Origin of the sequence: Burkholderia sp. AU16482, assembly GCF_002223285.1 — a bacterium.
In the GTDB taxonomy this organism is placed as follows: domain Bacteria; phylum Pseudomonadota; class Gammaproteobacteria; order Burkholderiales; family Burkholderiaceae; genus Burkholderia; species Burkholderia semiarida.
On sequence record NZ_NKEY01000006.1, the window covers coordinates 263,204 to 274,810 of the forward strand.

General features: G+C 68.3%; 13 protein-coding genes. 8 read left to right on the plus strand and 5 right to left on the minus strand.

Annotated features, from left to right (window positions below):
• The first annotated feature begins 111 nt into the window (after positions 1-111).
• The 4 genes from CFB35_RS18580 (at position 112) to CFB35_RS18595 (ending at position 3,534) form a co-directional block, all read left to right on the plus strand.
• Positions 112-1,017 (plus strand): IclR family transcriptional regulator, encoded by a 906-nt coding sequence (locus tag CFB35_RS18580; RefSeq protein WP_089465415.1) that lies wholly within the window; start codon positions 112-114, stop codon positions 1,015-1,017.
• A 227-nt stretch (positions 1,018-1,244) separates the two neighbouring features.
• Positions 1,245-1,991: an SDR family oxidoreductase gene (locus CFB35_RS18585; RefSeq protein ID WP_089465416.1), complete on the plus strand. Its 747-nt coding sequence runs from the start codon at positions 1,245-1,247 to the stop codon at positions 1,989-1,991.
• 153 nt (positions 1,992-2,144) lie between these two features.
• Positions 2,145-2,993 carry a DJ-1/PfpI family protein gene (locus CFB35_RS18590; protein WP_059580176.1) on the plus strand — a complete coding sequence of 283 codons (849 nt, stop codon included), beginning with the start codon at positions 2,145-2,147 and terminating at the stop codon, positions 2,991-2,993.
• A gap of 67 nt (positions 2,994-3,060) precedes the next feature.
• Positions 3,061-3,534 (plus strand): SgcJ/EcaC family oxidoreductase, encoded by a 474-nt coding sequence (locus CFB35_RS18595; protein WP_059580179.1) that lies wholly within the window; start codon positions 3,061-3,063, stop codon positions 3,532-3,534.
• 104 nt (positions 3,535-3,638) lie between these two features.
• On the opposite strand, the gene CFB35_RS18600 is transcribed toward CFB35_RS18595, so the two are convergent.
• Positions 3,639-4,586 carry a GlxA family transcriptional regulator gene (locus CFB35_RS18600; protein WP_059580180.1) on the minus strand — a complete coding sequence of 316 codons (948 nt, stop codon included), beginning with the start codon at positions 4,584-4,586 and terminating at the stop codon, positions 3,639-3,641.
• Between the two features lie 376 nt (positions 4,587-4,962).
• Between CFB35_RS18600 and CFB35_RS18605 the strand changes: the two genes are divergently transcribed.
• Entirely contained in the window at positions 4,963-5,346 is a 384-nt protein-coding gene (locus tag CFB35_RS18605; RefSeq protein WP_059580183.1) for a hypothetical protein, read from the plus strand.
• A 167-nt stretch (positions 5,347-5,513) separates the two neighbouring features.
• Here the strand turns inward: CFB35_RS18605 and CFB35_RS18610 are convergent, their stop codons facing one another.
• Positions 5,514-6,371 (minus strand): helix-turn-helix transcriptional regulator, encoded by an 858-nt coding sequence (locus CFB35_RS18610; protein ID WP_059580185.1) that lies wholly within the window; start codon positions 6,369-6,371, stop codon positions 5,514-5,516.
• Between the two features lie 95 nt (positions 6,372-6,466).
• Between CFB35_RS18610 and CFB35_RS18615 the strand changes: the two genes are divergently transcribed.
• Positions 6,467-7,360, plus strand: coding sequence for an SDR family oxidoreductase (locus CFB35_RS18615; RefSeq protein WP_059580330.1), 894 nt, complete (start codon positions 6,467-6,469; stop codon positions 7,358-7,360).
• Positions 7,361-7,440: 80 nt separating this feature from the next.
• On the opposite strand, the gene CFB35_RS18620 is transcribed toward CFB35_RS18615, so the two are convergent.
• Together CFB35_RS18620 and CFB35_RS18625 are read right to left on the minus strand one after the other, a co-directional pair.
• Positions 7,441-8,820: an FAD-containing oxidoreductase gene (locus CFB35_RS18620; RefSeq protein WP_059580188.1), complete on the minus strand. Its 1,380-nt coding sequence runs from the start codon at positions 8,818-8,820 to the stop codon at positions 7,441-7,443.
• A 179-nt stretch (positions 8,821-8,999) separates the two neighbouring features.
• A complete protein-coding gene (locus tag CFB35_RS18625; protein WP_059580191.1) occupies positions 9,000-9,578 on the minus strand; it encodes a hypothetical protein in 579 nt (192 codons plus the stop codon).
• A 359-nt stretch (positions 9,579-9,937) separates the two neighbouring features.
• Between CFB35_RS18625 and CFB35_RS18635 the strand changes: the two genes are divergently transcribed.
• Positions 9,938-10,576 carry a LysE family translocator gene (locus CFB35_RS18635; RefSeq protein WP_059580193.1) on the plus strand — a complete coding sequence of 213 codons (639 nt, stop codon included), beginning with the start codon at positions 9,938-9,940 and terminating at the stop codon, positions 10,574-10,576.
• A gap of 13 nt (positions 10,577-10,589) precedes the next feature.
• Here CFB35_RS18635 and CFB35_RS34465 read toward each other — a convergent pair whose 3' ends face one another.
• A complete protein-coding gene (locus tag CFB35_RS34465) occupies positions 10,590-10,829 on the minus strand; it encodes a hypothetical protein (protein WP_143328745.1) in 240 nt (79 codons plus the stop codon).
• Here CFB35_RS34465 and CFB35_RS18640 point away from each other — a divergent pair.
• Entirely contained in the window at positions 10,828-11,598 is a 771-nt protein-coding gene (locus CFB35_RS18640) for a DUF3348 domain-containing protein (RefSeq protein WP_059580195.1), read from the plus strand. The two genes, CFB35_RS34465 and CFB35_RS18640, sit on opposite strands and share 2 nt — an antisense overlap.
• The last annotated feature ends 9 nt before the right edge of the window (positions 11,599-11,607 follow it).

Genomic DNA, 11,607 nt, shown 5'->3' on the forward strand with positions numbered 1-11,607 from the left:
CGTGAAATGTCCGCGTCAATACCGTGCACACCCGGATGCCCGCGGATTTTCGGCCGGACGACAATAGCGGCTACCGTATTCCATTCACTGAAATCGTCGAGGAGAGCCGACATGCAGGAACCTCGTTCGCGCGGAACGTCGCCGTCCGCCCGCGCGCCGCGCCCGGACGAGCACGCCGCCGATGCGGCAGATCCCGTCGATTCAGCCGGTGCGCCCGGCACCGGCATGCTGCAGCGTGCGTTCGCGATCCTGCGCGCGCTGGCCGGCATGCAGCAGGACGGCGTGCGCGTCACGCATCTGGCGAAGGCCGTCGGCCTGACGCAGGGCACCGCGCACCGCATCCTGCAATCGTTGATCGCCGAAGGGATGGTCGAACAGGACGAGCAGTCGAAGCTGTACCGGCTGAGCGTCGACTTTTTCGCGCTCGCCGCGCAGGCCGGCAACCCGAGCAGCATGCGCACGCTGTGCCGTCCCGCGCTGCTGCGGCTGTGCGCGAGCCTCGGCGAAACCATCTTCCTGCTGGTGAAGAGCGGCTTCGACGCCGTGTGTCTCGACCTGTGCGAAGGGCCGTTTCCGATCCGCTCGTTTACCGGCGATATCGGCGGGCGCATCGCGCTCGGCGTCGGGCAGGGCAGCCTTGCGATCCTCGCGTTCCTGCCCGAAGCCGAGCGCGAGGAGGTGATCCGCTTCAACGTGCCGCGCATCCGCGGCTACGGTGTGCTCGACGAGGTGTATCTGCGCACCGAGATCGAACGCGTGCGGCAACTCGGCTACGCGGGCCGCAACAGCGGCGTGCTCGACGGAATGGCCGGCGTCGCGGTGCCGATCCTCGATCGCACCGGTTATCCGGTGGGTGCGCTGAGCGTCGGCACGCTCGCGTCGCGGCTCGGCGACGACCGGATGCCGATGGTCGTCGAACTGCTGCGACGTCAGGCCGCCGCGATCGGCCCGCGCACCAATCCGTTCGACGCCGCGTTGCGGCGGCCGATGCACGGGCTGTCGGGGAAAACCGTCTAGCCGCGTCGCGCGTGGCCGTTTCATCGGCTTGCTCGGCCCAGGCGCCATGCCGTTCGCCGGTGCGGATCGAACGCCTCGAATGACGTTTTTCGAGGGTTATACGACCTTTGAGCCATCCGCGTCACGTTCCATACTGCACGTGAACGATCAAGCAGGAACCCGCACGCAAGCGCCATCGCGTGTCGCGTAGCCGGCCTGGTCAATCACGACACGAAAAGGAACGGAAGATGCGACTCAAAAATAAATCGGTGTTGATCACGGGCGGCACCAGCGGCATCGGTCTGGCCACCGCGAAGCTGTTCATGGCGGAAGGTGCGCGCGTCGCGGTGACGGGGCGCGACGAGGCCGCATTCGAGCGCGTGAAGGCGGAACTCGGCGAGCATGCGCTCGTGCTCAAGGGCGACGTCAGGTCGCTGGACGACATGCGCGCGATTGCCGCCGCGGCCGACGAGACGTTCGGCGGCCTCGATGTCGTGTTCGCCAACGCGGGCTGGGCGTTCCCGTCCGCCGTGAACGACATCGACGACACGCTCTACAACGACATCATGGACGTCAACGTCAAGGGTGTGGTGTTCACGCTTCAAGCAGCGCTGCCGTACCTGCGCGAAGGTTCGTCGGTGATCCTCAATACCTCGTTCGTCGATCAGACCGGCAAGCACGGCATCTCGTTGACCGCGGCGGCAAAAGCCGCCGTGCGTTCGCTGGCCCGCAGCTGGTCGTACGAATTTCTCGACCGGAAAATCCGTTTCAACGCGATCGCACCCGGCCCGATCGATACGCCGCTGCTGTCCAGGTGGGGCAAGCCCGACGAATGGGTGCGCGAGCGCAAGGCCGAATTCGCGCACGCGATTCCGGTTGGCCGCATGGGCGAGGCCGACGACATCGCGTACGCGGCGCTCTATCTCGCCAGCGACGAATCCTCGTACGTCGTCGGTACCGAGCTGGTCGTCGACGGCGGTGCGTCGCAGCTTTAAGCCCGCGCTTCGCGATCGCCGGGCCCGGCATGTCACCCCGGCTCATCCTCATCCCGATTTCACGTCCGCCGCGCCGTTCGCCGCGGCGGTTCTTCGATCCGGCCCGGCGCGGTTGCACGCGCTCATGGGCCGAAGTTGCAAGGAGCAATCATCTTGACCGACAGTAGCGACAACCATGCGTCCGCCGGGCCGCTCACGCGGGCAGGCCGTTCGCGCCGCGATGTCCTGAAGTTCGGCAGCGCGGCCACCCTCGGCGCCGTGCTGGGTGGCGGCGCGGTGCTCGGGCACGCCACGCCGGCGCCTGCGGGCAGCACGGGGCTGCTCGCGCCGAACGAGCCGCTCGAGATCCTGATCGTCAATTACGACGGCGGCACGCTGCTCGACTTCGCGGGCCCCAGCGAGGTCTTCCACCGGTTGCCGAATACGAACGTGCGCTATGCGAGCCTCGACGGCGGCAACGTGACGCTCGAATTCGGCGTCGTGTACGGCAAGACCGAACGGCTGGCCGATATCCACAGGACCGACGTGATCCTCGTGCCCGGCGGGTCCAATTTGTCGGTGCCGATGCGGCCGGCGTATCAGGCGCAGATCCGCCGTCTGGCGGAGAGCGCCAAACACGTGACGTCGGTATGCAACGGGTCGCTCGTGCTCGCCGCGACGGGCGTGCTCCAGGGCAAGCGCAGCGCCTGCCATTGGGCGTTCGTCAACAAGCTGGCCGAATATGGTGCGATTCCCGTTCCCGATCGCTTCGTCGAAGACGACAACGGCCGCTTCATGAGCGGCGGCGGCGTGACGGCGGGCATCGACTTCGCGCTGCGCGTGGCGGCGAAGCTGCGCGGCCAGCAGGCCGCCGAGTACACGCAGCTCGTGATCGAATACGATCCCGATCCGCCGTTCCACGCCGGTCATCCGAGAGAGGCGCGGCCCGAACTCGTCGCGATGGTCGACAAGAAGCTGCCCGGTGCATCAAAGGGGCTCGCACGCATTCCCGGCGTGCGCTGAAACGCTTGCCGGCACCGCGAGCAGCGTTGCCGCCTCTTCAATTCAAACCCGATTCGGAAATCATTCGATGCGACGGATTCATCTTTGTACTGCCGCGCTTGCAGCGTGCGTGTCATTTTTTTCATTCGCGGCGTCGGCTGTCGCCGCTGGTGCGCAACGCCCGCCCGAAGCGGCCATCAAGGCCGAGAACGCGCGATGGGCGGACGCTTTTGCGCGAGGGGATTACGACGCGATCGGCCGCCTCTATACCGACGACGGCGCGCTCTTGCCGCCGGGCGGCGACAAGGTCACGGGGCGCCGGGCGATCACCGAGTACTTCACCAACGGGTATGCCGGATCGAAACCCGGCACCGTGTCGTTCGACAACTACGAGTTCTACGGTAACGACCAGGCCGTGACGGAGGTATCGGATGTGGAGGTTCGCAATCACGACGGAGTGCTGAAGATCCGCGCGAAGCAGACGCTCGTGTTCCTGAAGCAGGGCGGCACGTGGAAGCTGCATCGCGACATGTGGAACGCTTACCCGCCGGTCAAGGATTGACGACGACTATCGACGTCCGGCGAAATGGCGCGTTGGGCACCCACGCGCCAATCACCCATTGGCGAGACGTCGACCCGGCCGCGCGCTGACCGGCAGGCGGCCGATCAGCGCGCGGCGTTCGACCTGCTCTCGCGTCGAACCGCTTGCGGCGGGTGCCCGAGCAGCTTGATGAAGGCACGGCGCATCCGTTCCGGATCGGTGAATCCCACCGCCAGCGCGATCTGTTCGATCGGTTCGCTGCCGCTCTGCAGGCGTAGCCTTGCCGCTTCTACTCGTAGACGCTCGACCGCCCTCGCGGGCGTTTCCCCGGTTTCCCGGCGAAAGGCGCGCCCGAACTGTCGCACGCTCAAGCTCGCCGCATCGGCGAGCCGTTCGACCGGCAACGCTTCGGCCAGATGTTCGCGAGCGAAATTCAGTGCGATACGGATGCGATCCGATTCCGGCTCCATCTGCGACATCGCGGAGAATTGCGACTGCCCGCCGGGCCGCCGATACGGAACGACGAGAAGCCGCGACACCTCGCGCGCGATCTCCGCGCTCATGTCCCGTTCGATCATGCCGAGCGCGAGGTCGATGCCGGACGCGATGCCCGCCGACGTCCAGACGCGGCCGTCGACGACATAGATGCTGTCGCCGTCGACCCGTGTGCGAGGAAAGCGCGACTGCAATTGCGCGGCGTATCGCCAGTGCGTCGCCGCTCTCAATCCGTCCAGCGAACCGGTTTCCGCAAGCAGGAATGCGCCGGTACACACGCTTGCCACTCGCGACGCCCTGGTGGCCAGCTTGCTGGCCGCGACGATATTCTCCGACGTCTGCATCGGCGCGATATCGCCGCCGACGAACACGACGGTGTCGAACGCGCGCCGTCCGATCGGCTTCGTGTCGATCGAAAGGCCGGTATTGCCGGGAATCGGGCCGCCGAATGGCGAGATGACGTGAAGATCGTATGGCGTGCGGCCGGCGGCCGTGGCCACCTGATTGAAGGCCGATAGCGGCCCGCCAAGATCGAGCGCGTCGTAGCCGCGGCAGACGAAGAATCCAATTCGATGCATGACGAGGCAATGAGTCGGTAACGCCGGAATGGCGAATTTTACGGGGGAACCCTCGAATCATGTCATTTGGCTTGAAACGAGGGAAAAGCGTCCTTTACGTCTTCATCGATCGACTGTATGGGTTTGCGCCGCGCGGATGCGATGCCGACAGAAAGCAACGAACAGCGACGATAGGTGAATGCCGGTTGATCTCGCGCAGCGGGCGTCCCGATCCGGGAAAAAGCGCCGGTATTGCAGCGCAGCGAAAGACGGCGACGCCCGCCCGGTCGAGCCTCCGTCACGAACCGAAACCGCCGCCGCGGCCATCATGCGGATGCCGATGGTTGACCGCCGGCGGTCATGCTAGGATTTCCGTCAAACAACTCCGGAGACTGCGATGCCGTTCATCTGCGAAAACGTCGAATGTCGTGCCGTGCTGGCTCGCGGGCAGGTCAGGCACCATCAGGAGGGCGCGGGCTGGTGCTTCTACTGCCCCGACTGCAACACCCGAAACGAGTTGATGAATATCGGCACGGCCAGCGGGCCTGTCGAACTGGTTCAGCCGGAACGAGCGAGCCCGCCGCACAAGGTCGTCGCGACGGCACGGCCGCTGGACGACGGCCGCTACGCGGCGCAGTTGAGCGTTCAGCGAGCGCTCGCCGTGAAGGGCACGTACGCGGCCGAAGAGCACTGGGACGAACTCGGCGTATTCGGCGACGCGCAGGAAGCCGTCGCGCATGCGAAGTCATTCGCCACGGACCTGCTGCAGCGCGCCGCGTAATCGGCATTTTTCCGTGAATGAACAAGAGGCGTCGCGCATTCGTGCGCGACGCCTCTTTGCATTTTCCGCCTGCGTTTTTCAATCGCGGATATCGAACGCGAAGGACTGCTGCGCGATCCGTCGAACCATGCCGTCCCGAACCAGGCTCGCGAGAAGGCCATGCGTGGTCACGCAGCCGGCGCCTGTGCCGCGCGGGCCCGTTCGCGGGCCGCGACGAGTTCCCGGATCCGCTCGCGGTCGGCCGGCGTCACCGGCGTGAAGGTCACGAGGCTCAGGTCCGGGCTGCCGGTGACCGAGAACGCCGAATAGTCGAGCGCGATCCGGCCGACTTCCGGATGGCGGATCTCCTTCGTGCCTTCGTCGTGCGTTCGGATATCGTGGTCGCGCCACATTGCGTCGAATTCGGCGCTGGTCGCGCGCATCTCGTCGACGAACGCCTGCACGGCCCGCGTCGCGCCGCTGCGCGCGACGTCCGCACGAAACGCGCCGACCGCGAACCGCGCGACGCGCTCCCAGTTCGGCTGCGCATCGCGCACGCGCGCATCGACGAAGATCAGCCGCAGGATGTTGCGTGCGGCCGGCGGCAGCGTCGCATAGTCGGTCAGCGTCGCGGCCGCGGCGTCGTTCCATGCGACGACGTCCCACGTCGCGGTGCGGATGATCGCGGGGCTCGCGTCGAGCGAATCGAGCACGCGTTGCAGCCGCGGCGTCACGCTGGCCGGCGCGTGATAACGCACCTCGGGCGGATGGCCGACGCCGAGCAGGAACAGGTGTTCGCGTTCGGCGTCGTTGAGCATCAGCGCGCGGGCGAGCCGGTCGAGCACGTCGGCCGACGGCGCGCCGCCGCGCCCCTGTTCGAGCCACGTGTACCACGCGGCGCTCACGTGCGCGCGCTGCGCGACTTCCTCGCGCCGCAGGCCCGGCGTGCGGCGGCGCGTGGCCGGCAGCCCGAGCACGGCCGGGTCGAGTTTCTCGCGGCGGTCCCGCAGGTACGCGCCGAGCAGGTTGTCGGGGGCGTCAGCCATATCCTGTTAGTTCGTTTACCGGTAAACCGTCACGGCTTCACCGCGAGCGGCGCTCGGCAGATAGTAAGCCTCCATTTCATCCGGAGGTGCTGAACATGCGTGTCTTTGTTACGGGAGCGTCGGGATTCGTCGGCTCGGCCGTCGTCGCCGAACTCTTGGCCGCCGGGCACTCGGTGCTCGGGCTCGCGCGGTCGGATGCAGCGGCGGCATCGGTTGCCGCGGCCGGCGCCGACGTCCATCGCGGGTCGCTCGAGGATCTCGAGAGCCTGACGCGCGGCGCCGACGCCGCCGACGCGGTGATCCACACGGGATTCAATCACGACTTCTCGCGCTTCGCGCAGAACTGCGAACTCGACCGCCGCGCGATCGAGACGATCGGCGCGGCGCTCGCCGGTTCGGCGCGGCCGCTGATCGTCACGTCGGGCCTCGCGCTCGTCGCGCCCGGCCGCGCGGCGACGGAGGACGATTCGCATGTGCCGGTGTCGGCGAATTATCCGCGTGCGTCCGAAGCGAGCGCGGTCGCGCTCGAAGCGCGCGGCGTGCATGCGTCGGTTGTCCGCCTGCCGCCGTCCGTGCACGGCGACGGCGATCACGCGTTCGTGCCGCGCCTGATTGCGTTCGCGCGGGAGAAAGGGGTGGCGGCGTACATCGGCGACGGCGCGAACCGCTGGCCGGCCGTGCACCGGCTCGACGCGGCGCGCGTGTATCGGCTCGCGATCGAGCGCGGCGCGGCCGGCGCGCGCTATCACGCGGTCGACGACATGGGCGTGCCGTTTCGCGAAATCGCGGAGGTGATCGGCCGCCGGCTGAACGTGCCGGTCGTCGCGAAGTCGGCGGCGGAAGCCGGCGAGCACTTCGGCTGGTTCGCGATGTTCGCGGGGATGGATGCGCCCGCAACCAGCGAGCGCACGCGGGCGTCGCTCGGCTGGACGCCGACACAGCCGGGGCTGCTGGCCGACATCGACCGGCCGGCGTATTTCGGAAGCTGACGAGCGACGGGCGCCGCGCATCATGCGCGGCTCGGGCCGTGACGAACACGCGTACGTCGCGGCCGCCCGCCTGCGGTGCGTCATTCGACCGGATGCAGATCCTGCAGCAGCGTCGGCACCAGCTCCGATACGGTCGGGTGGATATGCATCGCGCGGCTGATCGTCGTGTACGGCGCGCCGGCGGTCATCACGTCGAGTATCCCGTGCACGACTTCGTCGCCGGTCACGCCGAGGATCGACGCGCCGAGGATCGCGTGGCTATCCGCGTCGACGATCACCTTCATGAAGCCCTGGCTTTCGCCTTTCTCGACCGCCCGGCCGACGCGCGTCATCGGGCGCGTACCGACCAGCAGCCGGCGGCCCGTCTGCTTCGCTTCCTCGAGCGTCATGCCGACGCGGCCGAGCGGCGGATCGATGTACATCGCGTAGGCCATGATGCGGTCGGACACCTTGCGCGGATCGTCGTCGAGCAGGTTGGCCGCGACGATCTCGTAGTCGTTGTACGCGGTGTGCGTGAACGCGCCGCGCCCGTTGCAGTCGCCGAGCGCCCAGATGCCGGGCACGTTGGTGCGCAACTGATCGTCGACGGTGATGTAGCCGCGCGCGTCGGTATCGACGCCCGCGCGGTCGAGCCCGAGATCGTCGGTGTTCGGCACGCGCCCGACCGCGAGCAGCAGGTGCGAGCCCGCCACCTCGCGGCCGCCGCCCGCGCAGTCGAGGCCGACCACGATGCCGTCGCCGTCGCGGCGCGCGCTCAGGCAATTCGCGTCGAGCTGCACGTCGACCCCTTCTTTTTCGAGGATCTCGCGCACGGCCTGCGACACGTCTTCGTCCTCGCGGCGGATCAGGCGCGGGCCTTTCTCGACGATCGTGACCTTCGAGCCGAAGCGGCGGTACATCTGGCCGAATTCGAGCCCGACGTAGCTGCCGCCGACGATCACGAGATGGTCGGGCAGGAAGTCGACGTCCATCATCGTCGAGTTGGTCAGGTACGGCACCGAGTCGAGGCCCGGCATCGCGGGCACCTGCGCGCGTCCGCCGACGTTGATGAAGATGCGTTCGGCTTCGAGCACGTCATCGCCCACGCGCACCGCGTTCGCGCGTTCGAAGCGGGCATGACCCTGAAAGACGGTCGTGTTGTCGAGGCCGCGCACCCATTGCTCGACGCCGTGGTTCGAGCGGCCCGAGATCTGGTCCTTGCGCGCCTTCACGGCTTTCATGTCGACGGTGACGGGGCCGCCAATCGACACGCCGTATTCGCTGGCGCGTCGGGCGAGCTGCGCGGCGTATGCGCTCGCGATCAGCGTCTTGGTGGGGATGCAGCCGGTATTTACGCAGGTGCCGCCGAAGCGGCCGCGCTCGACGATCGCGACTTTCATGCCGGCGCCGGCGAGCCGCGCGGCGAGCGGCGGCCCGGCCTGGCCGGTGCCGATGACGATCGCATCGAAGTGTTGCGTCATGACGTCCTCCTGGGCGGGGACAACGGGGAAAGGGGCAGGCGCAAGCCGCATGCCGTGCCGGCGGTCGCGCGGGCGACGAGCGCCTATGGTAGACCTGTTGGCCCGGTGTCGCGAGCGTCGGGCGGGCGACGCGCCGTATTGAAAAATGGCGCCGCCGCGGGTGGCGCGGCGTGCGGCGTCTAGTCCTTGCGCTGCCAGTGCCCGAACGACACCGGCCGGTGCGCGTCGGCGCGCGTGACGGTGACGTGGTCGGGCTGGTCGTCGAGCGGAAACGATTCGGTGACGATCCGGTTCGAAAACAGCCAGCCGTGCGTGCGCGGGTCGTAGCGGAACGTGATGTAGTCGGTCCAGTGCTGCCCGCACGCGACGGCGTTCTGCACGGTGAAATAGCGGCCCTTCACCGACACGCCGTTGCCGGCCGCATCGTCGGGATCGAACGGGTCGCACTGGCCGCCTTCGTTCGCGCGCAGCACGACTTGGTCGTTGCGGGCGGCGAGCCGGTACGTGTGATCGGCCTGTTCCTCGTAGATCAGCAGCGGGCGCGGCGACGGCTGCTCGCGCGTGTCCACTGCGCGATGCACGACGACGAGAAAGCTGCGCCGCCCGTTGTCGAGATCGGGGCCGGCCTGCGCGGTCAGCGGCTGGTAGCCGGGCGGCAGTTGCGCGGCGATCGATTTCGGCAGGGGGGCGGCGCGGGCGTGGAGCGAGAGGGCGGCGAACAGCGGGAGCAGCAGGGCGGAAAGGCGAAGGGCGCGCATGACAGGCGGTCCGGTCGAAAGGAGGAAAGGGAGATGAGTCGCGCGGCGCGTGACAGATCACGTCCGGACAACTCGCCGCCCGGCGCCGGATTTCCGGGCTCGTCGCTCGGGAAGGCGAGGCTGACGGTCGGGCTCGCGATGGACTCGCGAAGGATCGGATCGGCGACGGCGGCATCGTCGGGATAGCGGGCGGCGCGGATCTCGATCATGGGGCGGCGCGGGATCACGGGAAAGAGGGCCAGCATAGCAGCGCACAGCCGCTTTCGGCCATCCGCGAAGCGTGCCAGAATCGAGCGCTCGACCGTCGGAAACGACACGCAGGCGCCGGCGCAGCGGCGTCGCTGACCAAGGAGACTTCGATGACCGCATCGGCTGCCGTACTCGCCATCCTGGCTGCGCTGTTTCTCGGCGCGATGATCCCGGGCCCGAGCTTCGTGCTGGTTGCCCGCAATTCGATCGGGCTGTCGCGCCGCGACGGGCTCGCCACCGCACTCGGCATGGGCATCGGCGGCATCGTGTTCGGCGGCGTCGCGCTGGCCGGGCTCTACACGTTGCTGCAAGCCGTCGAATGGCTGTACGTGGGCCTCAAGGTCGCGGGCGGCGCGTACCTGATCTACATGGCGTCGAAGATCTGGCGCGGCGCCGACCGGCCGATCGCGATGGACGATCCGCAGGCGATGGCCGGCGGCAGCGCGCGCAAGTCGTTCTGGACCGGCCTCACGACCCAGCTCAGCAACCCGAAGACGGCGATCTGGTACGGCAGCATCTTCGCGGCGCTGCTCCCGCAGCATCCGCCGCTGTGGTGCTATCTCGTGCTGCCGCCGCTCGTGTTCGCGGTCGAATTCGGCTGGTACACGCTCGTCGCGCTGTGTTTCTCGACGCGCCGGCCGCGCGAGCTCTACCTGCGCGCGAAGAAGTGGGTCGACCGCATCGCGGCCGGCGCGATCACGCTGCTCGGGCTGCGGCTGATCCTGAATGCGCCGAAAGCGGGGATCTGAGCTTCATTCCTGATCAGTACCGGCGCGAACCGGCGAGTCGGCCGGTTCGCAAACGTATGACTTCCTCGTGGCGCGGCCGCTCGCCGGCTGCCGCCGATCCTGCTTCCCCACTCGGCACCGCCGCCCGCCCAGCCTTGCGCGACGGGCGTTCGCATGGGTTGACCGGCGCGTCGAACGGCGCCGCTTCCCCGATTCTGGCGGTCGACTGCCCGACGACGTGTAAACTGCTGCCTTTTTTGACGGTTTGCAGCATGGTGCAAGCATCTCCGCGCCCGGCGTTGAGCGGTCCGACGCTCGTCCGGCTGCTCGCGCGCCTGGCCGATGCCGACGTCGCGGAATCCCGGCAGACGCTGTCCGACCGGCTGAGCCAGTGGCTCGGCTGGACCGACGCGATCACGCTGTCGTCCGCGCTGAATGCGAGCCCGCCGGGCGTCGCGGCCGGCGTGCGCGGCTACGACGCGGAGCGCGATTGCGCGCGCGTGCGCCACGATCTCGCGCAGGCGATCACGGCCGCCAGCCGGCCGCGGGCGCGGCGCCGGCCGGGCGATCCGCCGCCGCCGGCCGCCGACACGGCCGATTTCGCGGATTTTCGTCAACGTTATCTGACCCTGCAGCAGGACATGGAAACGGCGATCGGCCAGTTGCGCGGCCGCCTGCGCGTCGCGCTCGCCGCACGCTCGTCCGGGATGGCGCGGCTCGCGACGCTCGACACGATCATGGAGCGCGTGCTCGGCGCGCGCGAGCGCAGCCTGTTGTCGGCCGTGCCCGCGCTGCTCGGCACGCGCTTCGCGCGGCTGCGCGAAGCGGAGCGGCAGGCGCTGGCCGACGCCGAAGCCGCTGCCGGCGGCGCATCCGCTCCGGCCGATGAAGGCGCGGCGGCCGACCCCGCGACCGTCGCGGCGATCGTGCCCGGCGCATGGCTCGATACGTTTCGCGACGAGATGCAAAGCATCCTGCTTGCCGAACTCGAAGTCCGGTTTCAAACGGTAGACGGGCTGCTCGCGGCCCTTCGCACCTGCTAATCAACACGC

What these genes read in the sequence shown, in the direction of transcription:
- CFB35_RS18600 (WP_059580180.1), bottom strand. Translation starts at nt 4,586, where the DNA reads ATGCATCGAATTGGATTCTTCGTCTGCCGCGGCTACGACGCGCTCGAT.
- CFB35_RS18625 (WP_059580191.1), bottom strand. Translation starts at nt 9,578, where the DNA reads ATGCGCGCCCTTCGCCTTTCCGCCCTGCTGCTCCCGCTGTTCGCCGCC.
- CFB35_RS18585 (WP_089465416.1), top strand. Translation starts at nt 1,245, where the DNA reads ATGCGACTCAAAAATAAATCGGTGTTGATCACGGGCGGCACCAGCGGC.
- CFB35_RS34465 (WP_143328745.1), bottom strand. Translation starts at nt 10,829, where the DNA reads ATGCTGCAAACCGTCAAAAAAGGCAGCAGTTTACACGTCGTCGGGCAG.
- CFB35_RS18620 (WP_059580188.1), bottom strand. Translation starts at nt 8,820, where the DNA reads ATGACGCAACACTTCGATGCGATCGTCATCGGCACCGGCCAGGCCGGG.
- CFB35_RS18615 (WP_059580330.1), top strand. Translation starts at nt 6,467, where the DNA reads ATGCGTGTCTTTGTTACGGGAGCGTCGGGATTCGTCGGCTCGGCCGTC.
- CFB35_RS18580 (WP_089465415.1), top strand. Translation starts at nt 112, where the DNA reads ATGCAGGAACCTCGTTCGCGCGGAACGTCGCCGTCCGCCCGCGCGCCG.
- CFB35_RS18640 (WP_059580195.1), top strand. Translation starts at nt 10,828, where the DNA reads ATGGTGCAAGCATCTCCGCGCCCGGCGTTGAGCGGTCCGACGCTCGTC.
- CFB35_RS18595 (WP_059580179.1), top strand. Translation starts at nt 3,061, where the DNA reads ATGCGACGGATTCATCTTTGTACTGCCGCGCTTGCAGCGTGCGTGTCA.
- CFB35_RS18635 (WP_059580193.1), top strand. Translation starts at nt 9,938, where the DNA reads ATGACCGCATCGGCTGCCGTACTCGCCATCCTGGCTGCGCTGTTTCTC.
- CFB35_RS18605 (WP_059580183.1), top strand. Translation starts at nt 4,963, where the DNA reads ATGCCGTTCATCTGCGAAAACGTCGAATGTCGTGCCGTGCTGGCTCGC.
- CFB35_RS18610 (WP_059580185.1), bottom strand. Translation starts at nt 6,371, where the DNA reads ATGGCTGACGCCCCCGACAACCTGCTCGGCGCGTACCTGCGGGACCGC.